General features: G+C 70.9%; 14 protein-coding genes and 4 pseudogenes. 6 read left to right on the top strand and 12 right to left on the bottom strand.

Translation table 11 applies throughout. From position 1 onward, the window contains the following. Positions 1 to 47: 47 nt before the first annotated feature. Positions 48 to 620 carry a hypothetical protein gene (locus ACIQ1J_RS13880; protein WP_403556937.1) on the bottom strand — a complete coding sequence of 191 codons (573 nt, stop codon included), beginning with the start codon at positions 618 to 620 and terminating at the stop codon, positions 48 to 50. Between the two features lie 106 nt (positions 621 to 726). Beyond that, positions 727 to 1,032 (bottom strand): hypothetical protein, encoded by a 306-nt coding sequence (locus ACIQ1J_RS13875; RefSeq protein WP_403556936.1) that lies wholly within the window; start codon positions 1,030 to 1,032, stop codon positions 727 to 729. A 163-nt stretch (positions 1,033 to 1,195) separates the two neighbouring features. Between ACIQ1J_RS13875 and ACIQ1J_RS13870 the strand changes: the two genes are divergently transcribed. After that, positions 1,196 to 1,318, top strand: a complete 123-nt coding sequence (locus ACIQ1J_RS13870) for a hypothetical protein (RefSeq protein ID WP_403556935.1) — start codon at positions 1,196 to 1,198, stop codon at positions 1,316 to 1,318. 373 nt (positions 1,319 to 1,691) lie between these two features. On the opposite strand, the gene ACIQ1J_RS13865 is transcribed toward ACIQ1J_RS13870, so the two are convergent. Both ACIQ1J_RS13865 and ACIQ1J_RS13860 read right to left on the bottom strand, forming a co-directional pair. Next, positions 1,692 to 2,210 (bottom strand): transglycosylase SLT domain-containing protein, encoded by a 519-nt coding sequence (locus ACIQ1J_RS13865; RefSeq protein ID WP_403556934.1) that lies wholly within the window; start codon positions 2,208 to 2,210, stop codon positions 1,692 to 1,694. A 1,101-nt stretch (positions 2,211 to 3,311) separates the two neighbouring features. Beyond that, positions 3,312 to 4,039, bottom strand: a pseudogene (locus ACIQ1J_RS13860) (SDR family oxidoreductase). Between the two features lie 73 nt (positions 4,040 to 4,112). Between ACIQ1J_RS13860 and ACIQ1J_RS13855 the strand changes: the two are divergent. Beyond that, positions 4,113 to 4,490, top strand: coding sequence for a MerR family transcriptional regulator (locus ACIQ1J_RS13855; protein ID WP_403556933.1), 378 nt, complete (start codon positions 4,113 to 4,115; stop codon positions 4,488 to 4,490). 44 nt (positions 4,491 to 4,534) lie between these two features. Here the strand turns inward: ACIQ1J_RS13855 and ACIQ1J_RS13850 are convergent, their stop codons facing one another. Beyond that, complete coding sequence (locus tag ACIQ1J_RS13850; RefSeq protein WP_403556932.1) at positions 4,535 to 5,917, bottom strand: PIN-like domain-containing protein; 1,383 nt, start codon at positions 5,915 to 5,917, stop codon at positions 4,535 to 4,537. Positions 5,918 to 6,325: 408 nt separating this feature from the next. Here ACIQ1J_RS13850 and ACIQ1J_RS13845 point away from each other — a divergent pair, with 408 nt between their 5' ends. Together ACIQ1J_RS13845 and ACIQ1J_RS13840 are read left to right on the top strand one after the other, a co-directional pair. Then, positions 6,326 to 7,408, top strand: a complete 1,083-nt coding sequence (locus ACIQ1J_RS13845) for a hypothetical protein (protein ID WP_403556931.1) — start codon at positions 6,326 to 6,328, stop codon at positions 7,406 to 7,408. A gap of 130 nt (positions 7,409 to 7,538) precedes the next feature. Then, positions 7,539 to 7,793 carry a hypothetical protein gene (locus tag ACIQ1J_RS13840; RefSeq protein WP_403556930.1) on the top strand — a complete coding sequence of 85 codons (255 nt, stop codon included), beginning with the start codon at positions 7,539 to 7,541 and terminating at the stop codon, positions 7,791 to 7,793. A gap of 24 nt (positions 7,794 to 7,817) precedes the next feature. Here the strand turns inward: ACIQ1J_RS13840 and ACIQ1J_RS13835 are convergent. After that, positions 7,818 to 8,373, bottom strand: a pseudogene (locus tag ACIQ1J_RS13835) (RHS repeat-associated core domain-containing protein); the annotation flags it as partial. Between ACIQ1J_RS13835 and ACIQ1J_RS13830 the strand changes: the two are divergent. Beyond that, a complete protein-coding gene (locus ACIQ1J_RS13830) occupies positions 8,318 to 8,872 on the top strand; it encodes an integrase (protein WP_403556929.1) in 555 nt (184 codons plus the stop codon). The pseudogene ACIQ1J_RS13835 and the gene ACIQ1J_RS13830 overlap by 56 nt on opposite strands. A gap of 116 nt (positions 8,873 to 8,988) precedes the next feature. Here the strand turns inward: ACIQ1J_RS13830 and ACIQ1J_RS13825 are convergent, their stop codons facing one another. Together ACIQ1J_RS13825 and ACIQ1J_RS13820 are read right to left on the bottom strand one after the other, a co-directional pair. Beyond that, positions 8,989 to 9,618, bottom strand: coding sequence for a class I SAM-dependent methyltransferase (locus ACIQ1J_RS13825; protein WP_403556928.1), 630 nt, complete (start codon positions 9,616 to 9,618; stop codon positions 8,989 to 8,991). 372 nt (positions 9,619 to 9,990) lie between these two features. Further along, positions 9,991 to 10,365, bottom strand: a pseudogene (locus ACIQ1J_RS13820) (restriction endonuclease); the annotation flags it as partial. 8 nt (positions 10,366 to 10,373) lie between these two features. On the opposite strand from ACIQ1J_RS13820, the pseudogene ACIQ1J_RS13815 reads away from it, so the two are divergent. Beyond that, positions 10,374 to 10,646 (top strand): annotated as a pseudogene (locus ACIQ1J_RS13815) (GH32 C-terminal domain-containing protein); the annotation flags it as partial. Between the two features lie 192 nt (positions 10,647 to 10,838). On the opposite strand, the gene ACIQ1J_RS13810 reads toward ACIQ1J_RS13815, so the two are convergent. From ACIQ1J_RS13810 to ACIQ1J_RS13795, 4 genes are read right to left on the bottom strand one after another with little or no spacing between them, the layout of a single operon-like run. Then, positions 10,839 to 12,191, bottom strand: a complete 1,353-nt coding sequence (locus ACIQ1J_RS13810) for a TIGR02679 family protein (protein ID WP_403556927.1) — start codon at positions 12,189 to 12,191, stop codon at positions 10,839 to 10,841. After that, positions 12,188 to 16,429 carry a TIGR02680 family protein gene (locus ACIQ1J_RS13805; RefSeq protein ID WP_403556926.1) on the bottom strand — a complete coding sequence of 1,414 codons (4,242 nt, stop codon included), beginning with the start codon at positions 16,427 to 16,429 and terminating at the stop codon, positions 12,188 to 12,190. Before ACIQ1J_RS13805 ends, ACIQ1J_RS13810 begins: the two co-directional genes overlap by 4 nt. A gap of 8 nt (positions 16,430 to 16,437) precedes the next feature. After that, positions 16,438 to 17,691 (bottom strand): TIGR02678 family protein, encoded by a 1,254-nt coding sequence (locus ACIQ1J_RS13800; protein ID WP_403556925.1) that lies wholly within the window; start codon positions 17,689 to 17,691, stop codon positions 16,438 to 16,440. Continuing rightward, positions 17,688 to 19,301, bottom strand: coding sequence for a TIGR02677 family protein (locus tag ACIQ1J_RS13795; RefSeq protein ID WP_403556924.1), 1,614 nt, complete (start codon positions 19,299 to 19,301; stop codon positions 17,688 to 17,690). The genes ACIQ1J_RS13800 and ACIQ1J_RS13795 overlap by 4 nt, the downstream gene beginning before the upstream one ends. Position 19,302: the final 1 nt, after the last annotated feature.

Here is a 19,302-nt window from a genome sequence, read left to right as displayed (position 1 = left end):
CTGAGGCAGCAGTCGGTGGTGGGTCGGGGTCACGCTTGGGTGCCTGCCTACCTTGCGCCATGGGTCCCCACGGTGTCGGCGGAGCCGCCGGCCCGGTCGGGGTGCTCAAGGGTGTTGGTGTAGCGGAGTGCGGCAGTGATCGAGATTCCGAACAAATCACAAATGCGTCGGACGTCCCCGCCGGTGGCGTGGATCTCCTGCAGGATGCGGTCCTCCCGCAGCGCCTGGGGCTTCAACTGGGCTGCGATCCACGGAAAGTTTCGGCCGACGGATGTGGTTCGTGGCGCGGTCCTCCGGTTGATGAAGAGGTGGGCATTGAGAGTCGCGGGCCAGGTCGTCGCCCGGTGGTCGAGATAGGCGGTCAAGCGGGTCAGGACCGGGCCGGCCAGCGGAATTGTTCGGTCCGGCAGGGTGAGGCGTGCGTCCCGGATGTCGGTCAACTGCATCCCGGCCAGCTGCGGGCTGGTCACCGCGTGGAAGGCAACGAGCGCGACGGCCAGGGCCACGGCGGGGTCGGATGAGTTCAGTGCCCGGCGGATGGCATCGCTGTCCAGCGGGTGGGGGACCGTGGCATTGGTGGGTGTGATGGGGAGCCCACGCGTCGGGTCAGTAAAGATCATCTTTCGGTCTTTGAGAACCTTGAACAGCGAGCGGAAGCCTTGTTCGGCGAAGTTGCGCTGCGCCCCTCTGGTTGGGAGAGCGGCGACGAAGTCCTTGCGGCTGACCTCAGTCAGGGACTGGCGCCCCGTTTCCGCCCACGTTCACAGGATGGGGGCTCATGCCCAGAATGTGCAGGTGGGCGGTCTGAGGGTGCCGGGCCCGCCTGCGCGGCGCTTGCCGACTGCCTTCGATCATGACGACCAGCCACGTCTGGAGCTGGGTCACCATCGTCTGCGGCAGGTCGGCGGTGTGCTTGGCGAAGTAGTGCCGTACGGCCAGCGTGCGGTCGTCGATGATCAGGTCGGCCGCGGTCAGGATCTCCAGGGTCGACAGCGCGGTGCCGCCGATCCGTGGCAGTTCGAGGAAAGTCACTGGCGTGGATCCTCACTCCCGGGGTGTCCTGAAGGGCGTGCAGGAGCTTCAGGGAGCGTTTGGCCTCGTGAAATCTTCTCTGCACCCTTTGTCGCGAAGACCCCAAGGCTGCGTTTGGCATCTTCAGCTCGCCTGGATCAAGATCCAATTCACTCAGGGCGCGATGAACGGGCAGACAATCTCGCCGTCGATGATGGCCCTGATGCGTAAATGCGTGCACCGGGTCGTGGGAGCAGGTTCCAAGGTCCGCATAGCGGTCCGGAGCGCCTACACCAGGGCCGCGTGACTCCTGCTCCGTTCGGCTTGTGCAACAACCGTGCGAGATAATCTCCGAGAGGTGTCATTTACGCAAGTCAGAGGCTTTGTCTATGCGTTCCGGATATCTGAAAGCCGTCGAAGTCAACGCCGTTACACCCCTTGCAGGGCCGGGCCAGGTCCCCCGGAGTCTGCCGACGGCCTCCTCAACCGTCGGACAGGCTCCGTACGACCGTAGGGGGCGTGGTGGCACCTCTGGGACTTTTCTGGGACGCACGGGGTGCGACGCGGGCGGGGCCGGAGGGACATGTCGTCCCTCCGGCCCCGCCGTGCTGCCTGGGCCCCGCCGGCCTCCGCGCGGGACCGGTTGTCCCGGGGGCTCAGGCGGTCGGTGGGTCCGCCGGTCAGTAGGCGGAGTCGACGTTGTCCATGGAGCCGTACTTGTCGGCCGCGTAGTTGCAGGCGGCGACGATGTTGGCGACCGGGTCGGTGATGGAGTTTTTCGTGCCCTTGACGTGGTAGGCATCGAAGGTGGGCTGGATCGTCTGGAGCAGGCCCTTCGAGGGGATGCCGTTCTGGGCGTTGATGTCCCAGTTGTTCTGCGCGTTCGGGTTGCCGGACGACTCGCGCATGATGTTGCGGTGCAGGCCGTCGTAGGTGCCCGGGATGTTCTTGGCGTCCATGACGTCCAGGGCGGTGCGGATCCAGCCGTCGAGGTCGTCGCCGTGCTTCTTCTCGCCGGCCTTGACGATGGCCTTGATCTTGTCGGTCTGGACCTGGGTCTGCGCGGTGGATGCCTTGGCCGGCTCGGCGGCGTGTGCCGGGCTCGGGGCGAGGGTGAGGGTTACGGCGGCGGCGCCCGCAGCGGCGAGGGAGGCCACGGCGGACTTGCGGAAGTTGGGGCGGCGCATGATGGCGTGCACGGGTGTACCTCTCCATTCGGGAACGTGATGGGGAGGCCGACGGGGGGTCGGCGACGCGGTGTCCGCGTTGGACGCGGCTTCGCGTCATCAGGGCCGGTGTCTGGATCACGGACGGGCTCTTCCCGTCCGGTCCCGGCGCTCGGCTCCCCGGTACGCCGAACACACTGCGGAACGCTCCGGCGCCGCGACAAGTGTGTGACCTACTACCCCGCTTCGCAGACCGGCCACGTGGCTCGCCCGGACGGTCGGCGACCACGCGGGCGAGCGGCCGTCGGGCGCCTACTAACCCCGGCCCCGTGTGACGTGAGCCCTGTGCGCGCCCTCACAGAGCCGGCCACCCAGCGGTGATCTCTCGTCACCCTGCGGAGGCAGGTGCCTCACTCGACGAAACGGCGCAGTCACCTTTCGGGGTCGCCAGGAAGGCCGGCGTTCCGGTACGGGGCGAGGTGGTGCACGGGGACGCGCGTGACGAGGGTGAGTCAGTCGGTACGCGCAGAATTCCGCGCCCGCCGCGGCCGGGGGACGCGCCTCAGCGGGACCGCGTGCCGAGGTCCGCGCGCAGGTCGTTCAGCACCGTTTCCTCCTCGGCCCGAACACCGCACTCGGCAAGAGCGACGGCCGAGGCCGGGCCCCGGGGGCAGCGGGCGGGCCCTTCAGGACCGGGGCCCTCAAGGCCGGGGCCTCGGCCAGTGTGGTCACCGCTGCCCGGTATGCCGGCGCCGTGTACCGCCACGGCCGCCAGGGGACGCTTCGCGCCGGTGACGTGGCGCTGCAAACCCCGCACCCCGTCGAAATCACCGTGGTAGAGGAGGCGGGTCGTGGGAGTGCTCTGGGTCTTTGCGCCCGAGTCGGAGCGCAACCCGGGCCGCCGCCCCGGTAGGCAGTGGCCCGAGTCGTACCTGCCCGCGAACAGCTGACCAGGCTGTACGCCGGCCCGGCCCGCGGCGAGCTCGCGGACCGGGCCGGCATGGGCGTGGGCGCCGCGGGGCCGTCGAACAGGGCGGCTGGGTCAGTCCGTCATGTTGCCCATCTTCCAGACGGTCATGGACTTCTTGACGACGCTGCCGTCGCCGAAGAGGCGCAGGCCGAGGGCTGGCCTCCTCAGCCTGCCGTCAGCTCCACCAGGGCGCGGTCCATCGCGGTGTTGAACTCTTCCGGCGACAGCGGCAGACGGGCCTTGACGTCCCGGCTCCACTGGTCGGCGAGGACCTCGGCGGAGCCCGCCTCGACACCGTCGAGCGCCGCGTCGGCCAGTCCGACGGCGCGATCTTGTCCACGGGCCAGCCCGCCGCCATGTCGGTGTCGGCCAGGCCGAGGTGCACCGCTGTCACGAGCGTGCCCTGCTCGGCGAGCTCTAGGCGGACGCCGTTGGTCATGGCCCAGACGGCGGCCTTGGTCAGGTGGTAGGCATTGGCGCCCTTGCCCCCGAACCACGACGTGGCGGAGAGCACGTTGACGATCGCGCCCCCGCCGTTCCTGGCGAGTGCCGGAGCGAACTCCCGGATCATTGCCAGGTGGCCGAACACGTTGGTATCCAGCTCGTGCCGTACCGCGTCCAGGGAGCCGGTCACCAGGTCGGTCACCGTCTGGATCCCGGCGTTGTTGACGAGCAGCGAGACGTCCGGGGCGGCTTCGGCGGCGGCTCTCACGGATGCGGGATCGGCGATGCCGAGGGGCAGCACCTCGACCCCGGGCAGCTCCACGGTCTCCGGCCGGCGGGCCGTCGCGTAGACCTTGCGGGCACCCCGTTCGAGCAGGCGCTGGGCGAAGGCGCGGCCCAGGCCGCGGTTAGCGCCGGTGACAAGGGCAACTGAGTTGTTGATGTCCATGCCCGGTGCGCTAGAACCTGACGTTGACGTCAGAGGCAAGGGCTGGTCGTCAGGCGGGGGGAGAGGAGCCACCATGACCGTCACGGAGCCAGCGGCCGAGCGGCTGGTCCGCATCGGCGAGGTGGCGCGGGGCGCCGGCGTCTCGGTACGCGCCGTGCGCTACTACGAGGAGCAAGGGTTGCTCATCGCGAGGCGCAGCCCCTCCGGACAGCGCCTCTACCGGCAGGATGCCGTCGCCCTGGTCCGGTTCTTCCAGCAGATGTACGCCGCCGGCCTGACCAGCCGAAGGATCACGGAACTCCTCCCGTGCTGGGACTCCGGGCACACCGACGCCGAGCAACGAGCCATGCTGCGCACCGAGCACGACCGCATCCAGGCCAAGGTCGACGACCTTCAGGCCGCCCTGGACCGCCTCGACGAGGTCATCGCGATCACGGACACGCACCCGTAGCGCGATGGCTTCGGACCGCGCAACAGCGATGTACGGCTGGAGTATCAGCCCTTGTCGGAAGGTTCGCTCCCCGCTTCCGCGCCGTCTCGGGGCTGCCACAGGTCGCTTCCCTCGTACTTGCTCCGGAGCAGGGGAATCACCCCGCTCGGAATGCGGAACCCCTTCGCCCAGGAAGGATCGATGGCGTGGCCGTAGACCGTGGTGAGCAGGAAAGGCTCCCCTCCTGTCAGCACGCCCATCGCCTGTAGATCTCTCGACAGGGTGCCGATCGGTTGGGTGAAGCCGCGAAGTCTGCGTGTCTCGTCGTAGCCGGCAAGCTCGTACACCGTCTCCCGGTCCACGAACCCGCCGTTCGCCGCAGCCGCAACGATTGCTTTGACTCGGGATGGATAGCGCCTCATCAGCTCGTCCATGAACGCCGCCAGCGAATCCGCCGTCCAGGCTTCGCCTTCGGAGTCCTTGTCGGCCGATGCCTCGCCCAGTTGCTCCAAGTCGCGCACCGAGCCCTCGTCCACATTCAGGTCGAGGAGTTCCTTGGCCCAGCGGAGCAACTCGCTTGGAGTGAGCATGTAAAGTCCCACGCCGGCCTGCTCCCGCAGTTCCTGAAGGAGTTCGGCACGGGGGCGGGGCGGGATGTCGTATCCGCGGTTGGTCCACCAGTCCTTCTTCACGTCCCCCGTGACCAGCAGAACGTCGCACCCGCGATGTCGGGCCTCCTCCATGAGCTGGACCCACACGAGGTAGTCACCGGCAGCCAGCTCGGGTTCCTTGGTGCGGAAGTCCTCGTGCCCCGGCGGTATCCCCTCGTCGGCGCGCTCCTGCGCCTCTTTCACGGCCCTGTCGTATTCGTCCGACGACAGGGGCTCGCCGACCCGGCTGTGCAGAAGCGGTTCGAGGGCGTTGAGCACCGGGTCAGTGTGAGTGGTGGCAGTCTCCTTGAGTGCGTCGCACTCGGCCTGCGCCCGGATGAACTTCTTGAGGCTGCCGGCTGCTTCGGCGAGCTCGGCCAGATCTCCGTCAGTCCGCTCCACAGCCTCTTCGTTGTCCTTGAGCTGGACGGCGGTCAGCCAGGTGGTCACGGCTGTCCGGGCGGCGTTGACCGCCTCGTCGAGCGCGGCGCTCGCCTCATTGGCCTTGGTCGCGTGGTGATGGCGTACGGTCGGCGACTCGCGGTTACGCCAGAACTCCGTGAGCACCTGGTGTGGAATCCACAGGCGCTCGCGGAGCCTGGCGAGGGCGGCAAGAGTGTCCCGGCGGGTGCTCTCGTTCGAGCGGTAGAGGTTGAGCAGCACATTGGTGTCGAGCACGATCAGACCGGAATCGAAGATCCGCTTGTAGTCGGAGCGGAGTGGGCTGCGATGGGCCGCGTCGCAGTCGAAGACGCCCCGGACTTGCGGCTGGTCGGACGTGGTGTGCGATGCTGCCATGAAAACGCTCCCCCGGGATCGTCAGGCGCATCAGCCCTCCCCGGCTGGGTGCGCGGGAGAAAGTCTAGGGCCGGATCGAGCCCTCATTGTGCTGAACGCTTCAGGCGCACGAGCTGACACCAGTGTCCATCTGCCGCCCATTGCATCCGACACGAAGTCGCGCTGGTCAGCGCTGCGGCCCGGGTGGGGGGCGGCAACCAAGGTGTGATGGCGTGGGCTTGGGCGGTGTTCCTGGCGGTCACGGTGTCGGCCTACTGAGTCTTCCTGCCACTCGCCGCCCCTCACGCAGATGTCTGACCTGGGGTTTCTCTGTGACTCGTATAGAATCGCAGTCTCCGCCCCCGCTGTGACGCCTACGATGCGCCAGCCCTCCGGCGGCTCCGGATCACATCGTGCGGCAAGGGAATCATGCGCCTGTCCAGCTACCTCAAGAGGGCCGCCACAAGCGCGGCCACGATACCCCTGCTCGCCGGGTGCACGGGAGAACAGGACGCGGTCGGGGTCGTGGACCAGGCCGCAAAGAGGCCGGCCTCCTGGACGGACCTGCCGGTGCGGACCGGCGCACGGGATGTCGTCCACACGAACACCGACGACCGGTCGTACAAGGTCAGGGTCACGGTCAAGAGCCTGGTCCGGGGTTCGCAGAAGGACATGCGGGGGGCGCGCGTGGACGAGGAGCTGAAGGGCATGGTCCCCCACTACCTCACCTTCGAGGTCACCAACACCGGCCCGAGGAAGCTCCCCGACGCCTACATGGTGGACAGCAACTTCGCGCTGAACGGCACCGACTGGGAGCGTGGGGAGGAGGTCTACCTGAGCGGCGGCAAGCCGGACGGGAGCGACCTGCCCTGCGCGGACACCGCGCCGGAGACGCTGGCGCCCGGCGACTCGTACGACACCTGTGTGACCTACGCGCTGCCCGAGGGGGTCGGCGTGCTGTCGCTGTCGCACCTCGCCGACGGCTACCTCGATGAGAGCGGGGCGGTCGCCACCTGGCCTGTCGAGGGCGGCCTGAAGGCGGCGTCCGCAGAGCTGGCGGAGCCGGGCGACATCGTCCGCGTCCGGTGGGACGACCGCGAGGACGGCGTCCTCGAACTGCCCGCGACGCTGGTTTCCGTACGCCGGGGCAGCGCGGCCGACCTCGCGGGACTGGACCTCGACCTCAACGAGAACGAGCGACGCGGTGTCCCGTACTACGTGTCGGTCACGTACACCAACCCCGGGCCGGAAGACCTCTACGCCGACCAAGCCGACCGCGTCCGCCTGCTCACCGAGGGCGGCCGGCAGATACAGGGGAAGACCCCCTTCGGCCTCGACACGAGGATCCCCGGCTGCCCCTCCGACTGGGTCGCCCGGATGATCCCGCCGGGCGACAGCGTGACGGAGTGCAGCATCCACCTGGTGACGGACGAGGACGACAAGCCGTTCGCGGTGGGCTTCGCGGAGGCGGACAGGCCGGGACTGGTGACTTGGCGTGCTCCCCTCCACTGAGGCAGCCGGGGAGCCGGCCGACCTGCCGCCCGTCTTCGCGAGCGGAGCCGTCAGTCGAGCTCTTCGGGCCCCTCACGGGGGGGTATACCGCCTGGCGATCCCAACCGTGCTCCGGTATACGCCGTCGTCGATGGACAAGCACTACAGGCACTTCGACCTGGGGCTCAGTGCCCCGCCCGAGGCGCGGGGTGCCCGACCGTTCGGGAAGGGCACCCCGCTGAATCCGCTCCGCTTAGAGCAGCAGTACCCCTGCGGCTCCAATCACCATGCCGCATCCAGCAAGCACCAGGACCTTCTTACGGCGCCCTCGGTGACGGGCTTTCGGTTCGCCCACGAACTGCAGAAGCAACGCCACGAACCCGATGACGGCCGAAACGGCAAGTAGTACGTAAGCGGCATTACTCGCCATTCAGCACTCCTTGAGAAGACAGGCTACGGTGCCGATAGTCGCGGCCGGAGCCGTGGCAAGAGAGATACCGTCGGCTACGAGCGCAACCGGGCCAGTAGCCACTGCGGCAGCGACGGTGGCCACCCCTCCGACGACTCCAAGGACGCCGATCGTCCACTCACCGGCGCTGGCCAAACCTGTGGGGTCAGTGTTGTTGACGGGGTCGCCGGCGGCGTAGAGGTAGGGGTTGGTTTCCTGGCCGGAGGGGTCGGGCTGGGTGAAGCGGCCGAGGGTGGGGTCGTAGTAGCGGTGGCCCATCTTGTACAGGCCGGTCGGGTCGGCGTACGCGCCTGCGTAGCGGTACGGCTGGGGGGACGGCCTCCGTCGGTGTCGTGCGCGGCAGGCCGGTGGGGCCGTACGCGTACGTGTGCGTGCGCTTGCCCGTGTCGTCGGCGAGGCCGAGGCCGAGGACGTTGCCGGTGGCGTCGGTGAGATAGTAGTAGGACTTCCCCCCAGTCGTCATGGAGTTCAGCGTGCCCGCCGGTTCGCGGATGAATCCGGTGTCGACGCCGTTCGTGATCGGAACGACGATGGGATACGCCGCGATCTACCCCACTGATGCCATCGAGGCACATCGAGCGTTCATCGCCCGGCGCCGGGCTCTGCGGCCTGCCGACGAATACCGCACCGTCACCCCTGAGGAATGGGGAGAGTTCCTCGGACACTTTGAGCGCCGCAAGCTCGCCCTGGGCGACTGCGGCCGCGCATACGGAACCGACTGTGCTCACGAACACGCTTGCGTCCGATGCCCCGCCCTGATCGTCCACTCGACAGAACGTCCCCGGCTTGTCGAAATCCGCGACAACCTCCTCACGCGCATCTTGGAAGCCGAAAGGGAAGGCTGGCTCGGCGAGATCGAAGGGCTGCAGAGCAGCCTGACCCATGCCGAGGAGAAGCTAGCCCAACTCGACGCCCAGATCTCCCGGAAGCAGGAGTCTGTCGACCTGGGAATCCCTACCTACCGGGAGGTCGTTGCTCGCACCACTGCGGCGGCCACCCCGCCGGGGCCTGCGTGACTGAACGGCTGTCAATCCGGCGTGCTCAGCGGACACCGCCACAGAACGCGGCGCTTGGACGAGCTTCGTCCACGCGGATGATCTACACCACCCCGGCCCCGGCCACGGGCCACGTTCTACGGGCGGCGGGCCAGCAGGTGGGTGTCGAGGAAGCCCCGCTCGGACGCTGGGTCGTGGAGCAACCGAGCCACCGTGACGAGTCCGGCCCCGGCCAGCAACTCGGCAAACTGCTCCGCCGGCCAGCTATAGGCAGGCGCCACCTTGTGGTCGAAGCGGACCGGCTCCGGCCCTTCGGTTCCGAAGAATGACGCCAGGAGCAGGCCCCCTGGTGCCAAGACACGCACCTGCTCAGCGAGAAGCGCGGGCAATTCTCCAGGTGGGGTATGGATCATCGAGTAGTGGGCCAGCACTCCGCCGAGCGCGCCGTCCTCGACAGGCAGGGCCTCCATTCGTGCTTCATCGAACCGCAGCACCGGATGGGCCCGCCGGGCGTGGGCGACCATAGCCGGGGAGAGGTCGAGCCCGAAGGCGTCCAACCCCAAGTCGTGCAGCTTGGCGGTCAAATGGCCGGGCCCGCACCCGACGTCGGCTGCCCGCAGGTTCCCCGTGGCACGCACGAACTCGGCGAAGGTGCCGATCATGTTCCGCGCGAACGGCTGCGTCTCCAACCGATTAGCGAACATCGATGCATACAGTTCGACGACCCCGTCGTAGGCCGCCCTGGTCTCGTCCTGGTGTTGCAACACGGGAAGGAAACTAACACCCGCGCCGTTCACAGCAGTTCTCCGGCCCCATACCGGCCCCTTCCCCGCAGGACTGATCGTCCTGTCACCTGACCACGGGACGCCCCGGTAGTTCGGAGAACACACCCCAAGCACCATGGTGGCGCACCGTCTGGCCGCTGCCCTGGTACCTCACCTGCCTGTCCACCCTGGCCTGGGCCGTCCTGCGCGCCTGCGAGAAGGCCTCGCAGCGCCCGCCCGACGAGGACACCCTCCCGGAGCACTGGGACCAGGCGGCGTAGGGGCTGTCGGCCGTACGCACGAAGCCGAGAAGTATCGCCGTCCGAACGGCCAGGGTCGGCTGCCGAACTCCGCCCGCCGACGGCACCGCGCACCTCAGCTCGAAGGCGACGGGCGGCGCGGGGGCGGCACCGCCCGCAGCAGCTCCCACAGCGGCCGGGAGCCCGACGCCCACACGGCGAGCGTCTGGCGGTCGACGACGTGCAGCCGCTGCTGCTTGGCGAAGGCCACAGCCGGACCCGTCACCCGGCCGTTCGTGACGATCACCGCGACGTCCGCCCCGTGCACCTGCCGGGCCGTCCCGTTGAGCACCTGCAGATCCGGTGTGCCCACCGCCGAGCCCTGAGCGCCGTTGCGGCGGTGCTTGCACTGGATCACCCAGCGCCGCCCGAACGGATCCGTGGCCTTCACATCCGCGCCCAAGTCCCCGCGGCCGCCGACCCGCTGAGCATCCCGGCAGCCGTCCCGCCGCCGCCCTCGTGCCGGACACCACCGGGACGAGCGGGCTGCGCCTGGTCACCTCGGCCGACGGATCCGAGTACCTCGGCATCAGCCTCGACCCCACGGCGGGCCGCCTCGTCGTCGACCGGACCCGCGCCTCGTCGGACGCGCGGGCACGGGGAGGCACGTACACCGCGCCGTGCCCGGCAGCGGCACGCCCCCACGCGCCCGTCGAGCTCCGCGTGATCGTGGACCGTTCGATAACCGAGGTCTACCTCGCCGACGAGCAGGTCCTCACCCTGAGGCTCTACCCGTCCGCCGACGGACCGTGGCGGTTGCAGTCCCGCACGACAGGCGCAGGGCACGGCGAGTTCGCCGTCGCGGCCTGGAAGCTGACCGCGAGTGACCTTCTCCGGGAAAGCCCAGTTGGCGGGCCGGGGAGCACAGGGCGCCTGATTCCCGGGCCGCACAAGCCCCGAAGGACGGCTCACCCTAGATACGCCTCAGCAGGGCCCCGCGCCGAGGTCTGTGAGCAGGTCGTCCAGCACCGTTTCCTCCTCGACCCGGACACCGCACTCGGCGAGAGCGATGGCCAGTGCCGGGTCCCAGGGAGTTGCAGCGGGCGGGCCCGTTAGATCCGGGGCTTCGGGCACCGCGGTCACGGCTGCTCGGTATGCCGCCGCCGTGTAGCGCCACGGCCGCCATGGGACGCTTCGCGCCAGTGCTGTGGCGATGCGCATCCCGCCCCAGTCGAAATCGCCGTGATAGAGAAGGCGGGCTCCCTGCGAAGACTGGTCGCGCAGCAACGTGAGCGCGGCAGCCGACGGTTGCCCCTGGAGGCACACCATGGGCGGGCACGCCCGGCCGAGGGTGTGGGCGGCAGCGGACAGTACCGCGGGGTTCTCGCAGATGTGAACGGTTCCCGTCGGGGGAACCGAGGCAACCGGTGCACGGCCGGTGAGAGAGCGGAGGGTCAGCACTGCAGGCTCCCCGGCGTCGGCCAGCCAGTCGAGGGCTGGGGTACCGCGCAGGTTGAGGGTGAGGACGGTCGATGACAGGTCGTCCTTGAGCAGGCCTGCCGAGGCCCACGCCTCCCGCCGCCACTGTGCCCCGGAGCCGTCGGGGAAGCCGGTGAGGCAACGGATGCCGGACAGGACGAGAGTGGCGAGCGGCGTCCCCTCGTCCAGGGCATGGGCGCCCGAGAGGTTCCGTGCCGCGAACGTCGCCCGCGATGTCGGGGGTGACGCGGGCAGTGCACGCAACGCGCGTACGGCGGCCTCCACCAAGGGGGCCGCGGCCTCCGGCGTGCGGGCGAGGCGTCGCACGAGACCGTCAGCGCGGATCCGTTCGGCCCAGTGGGCCAGCTCCGCGTCGAGGATGCTGAGCGGGGAGTACGCCTCCTCCCAGGCCCGTTCCTCTATGTTCCGTGTCTCGGCGTGAAGCACGACCGGGCCGGCGAGGGCGACGACGGCCGCCGCCAGTCCGCCGGGGCTGACACCGGAGCGACGCAGGATCTCATCCACCGTGTCGAGGCGAATGCCGAGGGAGCCGCTTGCTCGTGGTGCCCGTCCCAGAAGGCGTTCGGCGGCGCGCCGTTGGGATTCCTCGGGGTCGGACAAGGTGACGGAGCCGGTGAGCGGCCGGCCGCGTGCCATCCGCTGCCGCACACGGTCCACGAACCAGGTGAGGCCGGGATCGCCGAGCAGGCGTCCGAGGCGCTCGGTGTCGACGACGGTCCGGGCTTCTGCCGGTGCAGGCCCCCTCGGTACCGCGTCCGCGGTCGCGTCTGGCGGTGTCGTGCGTCCGGGCGCCGCCCGGCCTCCGTCGCGGTCGGGCGGGGGTGTCGCATGGTTCACGTCGTCCACATCGCCCCCTGTCCGTTGGCACCGTCGACCACGGCGGTCCGCCCTGGCTCACGGGATGGACCCACAGGTGTGTCGGGCCACTCGCCGGAGTCTCCGGCACCGGCAGCCGCCGCGGACGCGTCCGCCCGGGCACCAGGCTCTCTGCCGTGCCGCCGTTCGCTGCCGTCCCATTCCCACCGCGTCACCAGTACGGCGTCGATGTCGTCGACGCGGGAGAGCTGGGCGATGGCGATACCGGGCACCTGGGGGTAGCAGGCCCATTCACGTTCACTGGTCATGACGACGTCGAGGTCGAAGGCGCGCAGCAGACCGAGGCACTTGGCGCGTGAGTCGTCGTCGACGCCGGCGAACGCCTCGTCTAGGGTGACCAGGCGCGGGGCGTGCGCGCCGCCCGCGCTCGCGTAGTGCGAGGACGCGGCGGCGAACAGGGGCACGGATGCGGCCAGCACCCGCTCCCCGCCCGAGGCGGGACCGGTGGCCGGAACCCACTTGCCGTGCTGGTGGCGTTCGACGCCGAACTCGTGCCAGGACCGGTAGTCGAGGGCGGCGGTGAGGTCCTCCAGCCAGCTGCCGGCGCTGTCGTCGGCCTGCCGGTGGGCGATCTGCTCCTGGAGGAACGCGCCGACTGCGACCCGGTCCTCGGGCGACCAGGCGTCGGCCGACTGACGCAGCCGTTCGCGGGCCTGAGCCAGTCCCTGCGGAGCCCGGCGGGACGCTCTCCACACCAGCCGCAGCTTCATGCCCGTGGAGGTCGGGCGCTCCTCCAGCTCCCTGTTCATGGCGGCCACCTGCCGTTCGGCCGCCCCGATCAGTTCCTGGAGCGTCCCGGCGACCTCGGTGATCAGATGGGTCTGGAGGATCTCGCGCTCGCGTGCGGACAGGATGCGGGTCAGTTCCGCGACTTCCACGGCCAGCGCCTCCGCGAGTTCGGGCACGGCCCGTTCCCGGCCCTGATAGACAATGTCGACCCGCATGCCGTCCTCGCTCGGGCGGGCCGTGGCGGTGTGACCGTGCCGCGACAGCGCGTCCTGGAGCCTGCCGAACTCCTCACTCAGCCGCTTCTGCACGCGCTCCCACGCCGCGTCGGTGTCGTCGATCGCGGAGAGCCGGGACTCCACCGCCCGCGCGAGGGCGACGGCGGGGGTCGCTGCCCACACCCCTCCGCCGTCGTCCGGTACATCGATGTCGGGCAGCGCGACGGCGAGCAGCCCCGTCGCGGCGAACCGCTGGAGCGCCGCGACCGCTTCCTCCCGCGCGGCGGTCGCCTCGGTGACGTCCTCGGTGAGCCGCTCGATACGTCCCTCGGCGCGGCTGGCCCGCCGGTCGGCGTCACCGTAGTCCGCCCGGGCCTGCCGCTGCTCGTGCTCGCAGGCCTGGGCCGCCTCGGCCGTCTCCTCCAGTTGCTTCTGCAACTCGGCGACGGCCGCCCCGACGGTGGAGCGGAGCGTCGTGAGGTGTTCGTCCGCCGCCGCGGCCGACCGAGCCGCCTCCGTGGCGCGCTCCGCGAGGTCTGACACGAGGAGTTCGGCCCGGCCGGTCTCCTCCCGCTCACCGGTCACCGCGCGCTCGGCCTCCACGCGTTCGCGCAGTGCCGGCCACAGGGCCGCCAGGAGGGCGGTGTGGTCGGCGAGCGCCTGGCGCACGGCGCCGAGTCCGGTGTGGTCGACGGGGAGGTTCAGTGCCGTCGCGGTGTCGGCGAGTTCGGCCGCCGTACGATCGGCCCGCTCCGCCGCCGGAGCCAGTTCCGCGGCACGTTCGTCCCGTCGGACCCGGGCCCGACGGACCGCTTCGGCCGCGGCGGTGACGCCTGCGTGGGCGTGCCGCAAGTCGTCGTCCTCGGGCAGTGCGGCGAGTTCGGCGTCCAGCACGGCACGGCGCCCGGCCACGGTGCGGGCCTCCTCGGTCAGCCGTGCCCGCTCCGCCGTCAGGCCGTCGATATCGGCGCGCACTTCCCGGATGCGGACGCGGCGTGCCTGCTCCCGTGCCCCTTCCCCCACGTACTGGGCGCTGTCCTTGGCCCAGCTTCCGGTGAGCGCCCCGACGCGGAAGCGCCCGTCCCGGCAGACCCAGGTGTCGTGACCGCCGGCCTCCCAGGATGCCTCGCCGGACCCGTCGCCGTCGCTCGCGGCCAGCCCGATCGAGGCGAGCAGGCGCGCGACCGTCTCTTCCCCCACGGCGGCGGCCCGTGAGTCCGCAGGGTCGACGGCCGGGCACAGCGCGCGGTCGAGGCCGGTCCCGCCGAGCAGCCCGGCCGGGTCGAGCAGTACGTCGTGTCCGTCCGCCGCGACCGCGGATCCGTCCGGCCGTACCCAGGCGTCGAGGAGCCCCGACGCCTGCAGCGCGGCTTCCAGTCCCGCGCGGTCGGCCCCGGTGACGTGTGGGCGGAAGTCGACGAGCCGCCACAGCGGGGCGCCGGGGTCCTGGTCCCGTACGCCAGGTGTGCGGGTGGGAGGAGCCGCGGGGCCGCGCTCCCCGCCTGATTCGAGGACGGTCAGTTCCTCCACCGCCAGTCGCTGCCGCTCCGCCGTCGCCGCCTCGCGGTGGGCCAGTCCGGCCGCCCGGTCGGCCAGGCGGGAGGCGGCGGCGCGATGCGCCTCGCTCGCCGCCGTACGGGCCGGCATCGGGCCGTCAAGAGAGTTCGACCAGTCCTGTACGGCGTCCAGGACCCCGGGCAGTCCAGGCACCCGCAGCTCCGCACACCCGGAAAGACGCTCTCGCACGGCCACGACCAGCGCCCGCCCCTCCCGGGCGACGTCCTCCTCCGCCTCGGCCAGTCGCTCCTCTCCGTGCACGACCTCCTCGTCGGCCTCGTCGACGCGCAGCCGAGCGGCACGGTGCCGCTCCTCGGCCTGCTCGGCCCGCGTGGCGAGGTCCGCCACGTGCTCGACGGCGCGATGCCTGCTCGCGGTCGCCTCGTCCGCCTCCCGGCGCAGAACCGCGCCGGGGGCTCCCTGCGTCCTGGGTAGCTCGAGCCGGGCGGCTGCGGCGCTCTCGGCCACCCGGTCCCGGATCCCGTCCAATGCTTCCCGGGCTGCTGTGAGCCGGTTGTCCGCGGTGGCGAGCCGGCCCAGGGCCCGGGTGTGTGCCTCGGCCGCCGTACGCCGGTCCGCCTCGGCCCGCTCCAGGTCTGCCGCCGTACGGGAGGCGTCGTCCGCCGCCCGGTCGAGCGCGCGGGCGTCGCGCATCTCGGGCCGGGACCGCAGTGTGGCGTCCTGGGCGGCCAGCCGTGCGGCCCGCTCGTCGAGGGCGGTGCCCCTGGCCGCGGCCTTCTCGCGGTCCGACGAGGCCCGGTCCCGGTCCTCCTGTGCCCTGGCGAGTTCCCGTTGCAGGGTCTCGTACCGGGAGTGTTCGCGGCGGGGCAGGCGGGCGCGGCGCCGGGAGGCGAGGCGGGCGTAGCGGCGGTAGTGGTCGAGGAACGCCGTGGACGCCTGTTCGGCCTCGCGGGCCGCCCGCAGTTCCTCCTTCTCCTCGTCCAGCGACCGGAAGGCCTCCGCCGCGTCGGCGACGACCGCCTGGTCCATCGGCGGGAGTGCCTCGGTCAGTGCCCGGGACAGGGCGGCCTCGCTGGGTCGCTTGGACAGCTGGGGCTGGCGCAGCTGGATCAGGAGGTCGACCAGGGCGCCGTAGCGCCGCTCCCCCAGCCCGAAGAGGGCTTCGTCGACCGCCCTGCGGTAGGCCTTCGCCGTGTCGTACACCATGCCGTGGGCGCCGATGGCCTCGGCGAGCCGGTCCCGGGACAGTGCCGTCCCGGTCGCGTCCAGCAGGTCGAGGCCGGCGCCGACCCGCTGGCCGGTGACCGCGAACCAGTGGCGGGCGATGCCACGTCCGGCGACCGCCTTGAGTCCGCACAGCAGCGTGCGGAAGTGCGCCTCACCCGTGCTGCCGTCGAGTCGTCCGAACTCGATCCAGGTGTAGCCGAGCCGTTCGGGGTGCGGGTGCGCGCCGCCCAGGAGGAGGTTCCACTCCATGCGCTTGCCCGGGTCGCCGTCGGGTTCGACGCGACGGGCGGAGAGGTCGCCGTCCAGGAGGAACGGCAGAGTGAGGGCCAGCACCTTCGACTTGCCGGTGCCGTTGTTGCCGCGCAACAGCAGCCGGCCGTCGCGGAACCAGAACTCCTCGACGTCGTAGTGGAAGAGATCGGCGAGTCCGATGCGCAGCGGCCGCCACCGGCCGGGCACGGGAGCGGGCAGCGCGGGGCCGGGCGACTCGGGTCCGGGGAGCTCGGTCACGGAGCGGTTCACCTTTCGTCCTGCACGGGCTGCACTGGTTGTTCCGTCGTGGCGGACCTGCGGGCCCGTCCGGGTTCCCTGACCACGGGTTCGCCGACCGCGTACCGCGCGAGGGCCGGCCGCGGTACGACGCTCCCTTCGGTGCGCTCGGCGAGTCCCAGCGCCACCAGCCTGGCCAGCGCCTGCTCGACGAGTTCGGGCTCCGCTCCCGGTTCCCTCGCCGACTTGGACCAGAACCCGCCGTGTTCTGCGGCCAGTTCCCTTACGCGGACCGCCAGTTCCGCCGGTTCGACGGGCCCGTCCGCCCGTGCCAGGTGTCCCGCCAGCAGCAGGGTGATGTGGCCGTGGGTGCCCTGTTCCGGCATGCGCGCGTCCGTGAGGTCGTCCATCGGGTCGACCATGGCGATGCCCTCGGCCCGGACCTCCGGGACCAGTCCCGACAGCTCGTTGATGCGGGCGGTGATGAAGCCGCGCTGCCGGGTGAGATAGGCCAGTTCGTCGTCGGTCAGGTCGTCGTAGTACAGCACCGGGTCGTCCAGGAGGACGCGGGTCAGTTTCCAGCGGATAGCCCGGAACCTGAGCTCGTCGCTGTCCAGCACGGTCGACGCGGTCATCTCCAACAGGCGCTCCTCGAAGCCGTCGGCCTCGACCATGGAGGGACCTCGCAGGGTCGCGGGCATCCCGGCCAGCACGCGCCGCCGCACGTCGTACAGCGCGTCGCCCGATCCGCTGACGTAGGCGTCCTCGTCGCCGACGACCCGCCGCAGCACGCCGAGCCGCAGCAGCAGACGGACGACGGCCGCGAGGTCGAGGCGCTCGTCGCGCCGCTCCAGAGTGAACGTAATTCCGGCAGCGACGAGTTCGGGATCGGCGGCCGCCAGGACCACCTGCTCGGCAAGGCGTCCGAGCGCCACCTGCGACTCGCCCCGTTCCAGCGCGGCCAGGGCCAGGCAGAGCAGGACGTAGCGGCGGCGGGTGAAGGGCAGGGCGCTGCGGGCGGCCTCGCGTGCCGGGTGTGTGGCGTCGGTGAGGGTGCCCGGCGTCTTGCGCAGCCGGGCGGCGTCGGCGTCCGTGCGCAGCGTCCAGCCGACGTTGCGTTCGAACCACCCCCGCAGCTCGACCGCGTGCCGGCGCACCAGCTTGAACTCGTCCGCATACGGTCCGTCGGCCGTGAGCAGCGGCTGCTTCAGCAGGGCTCGCGCGGCCTTCTGGAAGTCGGCCTGCCGCTGGCCGTCGAGGACCTCGGCCAGGGGGCCACTCATCGGTCCTCCGTGAGTTGGGGAACGGTGTCCCGTCGCGGGGCGGGGAGGGAAACGGGTGCCGATGGCGGTGCGGCCGCGCGGTCGCCCTTTCCCACCGTGAGGTCGACGATGTCGATCAGGTGATCGGGGCCGCTGAACACACCGTCGGGAGTGCGCACTTCGGCTGTCGATCCGTCATCGAGGGCGGTCAGCCGAATCTCCATCGAACCGTCCCCGCTGGTGGCGACCGTGGTGATGATGCCCGGCCGCCAGGTGGCGAGCGCGTCGCCGAGCAGCCGCAGGAACAACTGGAAGGCATGCGGGTCGAGTACGCCGAGCCGGGACAGCCGCACCGGTCCGTCCGTCACGAGACGGTCCCGTGCCCGTCTGGTCTCCTCCGTCTGCCGGGCGGCGATCTCGGCGAGCCGGCGCTTCGCCTCGCCCCGGTCGGCCACCCGGCGCGGCTTGCCGCGTCGTTCATAGCTGCCGGTGCGACGCAACTGGGGGCTGATCCTCAGCGGCCGCGCCTCGCTCCACGGGGTGGAGGCCGGCTCAGGGGAGGCCGTCCGTTGGGCGAGGGTGTCGGCGTCGACGGTGAGGTGCCGGGAGGAGTGCAACCCGAACGCCACGCGCCACAGCCGGTGCCGTGCTGCGTCGTCGGGTGCCTGGGCGAACCAGCGCGCGAGGGTGCGGAAGTCGGCCGAACGGTCCGAGCGTCCGGCCCGCCGCTCGTTGAGCTGCCGTACGACGGCCAGAAGCTGCGGGATCGAGTTGAGCGCCCGCCCGCGCAGGAGCCTGGCCTGCGACTCCCGCCCCTCCTCCGACACGAACCACTCGGCGAGCCCGGACCACCGGGCGGCCCACCTCTCGTACGCCACCGCCTCCGCCCGCTCGGCGTCCTCGGGAGCGGCGTCGGCGGCCTCGCGGGCGGCGGCGAGCCGCAGCAGCGGACCGACCCGCTCCTGCTCCTCCAGCTCTCCGATGAGCAGGGCGATTCGCCCGCCGAGGGTGATGAAGTCCTGGATGAACCGCTCCAGGTACTGGATCAGCCGGTCCTTGTAGGCGAGGAACGCCTCGACCTCGATGTCGTGCAGGTCGATGGTGCGCTGGAGCGAGCCCATGAAGGCGCGGGCGTTGTCGGCGAGGTCGGTGAACCGCGCCGTCAGCACGGACAGGGCGACGTATGTCTTGGCCGGGTCAGGCTCTTCCTCCGCGGCGATCACCAGCAGCGCACGCAGTTGCGTGACGATGTCGTGCAGCGCGACCGCCTGGAGTTCGCCGCGCCGCCCCAGCACTTCGTCGTACCTCCCCAGCGCCGCCTCGGCCGCCTCACCGGCCCGGGTGAGCTGGTAGATGAACCGCCTGCGGTAGAAGTCCTCGACCGCCGTCACCCGCGCGTGATCGGGGTCGGCCCGCAGGTTGCCCCACTCCACGAGCTTGTCCAGCGCCTGCGCCACCGCGTCCGGGTCGGCGGGCCGGCTCCCCGCGTCCAGGGCGGCGTACACGTCCTCCGGCCGCAGATGCACCGCGAACCGCTCCTTGGCGGCGAGGAACGCGCGCATGACCTGGCGGTAGAGGGGGGCGTTGGGAGCGGTGAGGTGGGCGAACGGAGAGTAGTCACTGGAGGTCATC

This window comes from Streptomyces sp. NPDC097107, assembly GCF_044762405.1.
In the GTDB taxonomy this organism is placed as follows: domain Bacteria; phylum Actinomycetota; class Actinomycetes; order Streptomycetales; family Streptomycetaceae; genus Streptomyces; species Streptomyces thinghirensis.
The sequence above is the reverse complement of the archived record's forward strand: the minus strand, read 5'-3'. Positions and strand labels throughout refer to the sequence as shown.

Bases quoted from the DNA above. Each gene is read 5' to 3' on its own strand.
- ACIQ1J_RS13880 (WP_403556937.1), bottom strand. From the start codon at position 620: ATGATCTTTACTGACCCGACGCGTGGGCTCCCCATCACACCCACCAAT.
- ACIQ1J_RS13870 (WP_403556935.1), top strand. From the start codon at position 1,196: ATGAACGGGCAGACAATCTCGCCGTCGATGATGGCCCTGATGCGTAAA.
- ACIQ1J_RS13855 (WP_403556933.1), top strand. From the start codon at position 4,113: ATGACCGTCACGGAGCCAGCGGCCGAGCGGCTGGTCCGCATCGGCGAG.
- ACIQ1J_RS13850 (WP_403556932.1), bottom strand. From the start codon at position 5,917: ATGGCAGCATCGCACACCACGTCCGACCAGCCGCAAGTCCGGGGCGTC.
- ACIQ1J_RS13845 (WP_403556931.1), top strand. From the start codon at position 6,326: ATGCGCCTGTCCAGCTACCTCAAGAGGGCCGCCACAAGCGCGGCCACG.
- ACIQ1J_RS13840 (WP_403556930.1), top strand. From the start codon at position 7,539: ATGGACAAGCACTACAGGCACTTCGACCTGGGGCTCAGTGCCCCGCCC.
- ACIQ1J_RS13830 (WP_403556929.1), top strand. From the start codon at position 8,318: ATGGAGTTCAGCGTGCCCGCCGGTTCGCGGATGAATCCGGTGTCGACG.
- ACIQ1J_RS13800 (WP_403556925.1), bottom strand. From the start codon at position 17,691: ATGAGTGGCCCCCTGGCCGAGGTCCTCGACGGCCAGCGGCAGGCCGAC.
- ACIQ1J_RS13795 (WP_403556924.1), bottom strand. From the start codon at position 19,301: ATGACCTCCAGTGACTACTCTCCGTTCGCCCACCTCACCGCTCCCAAC.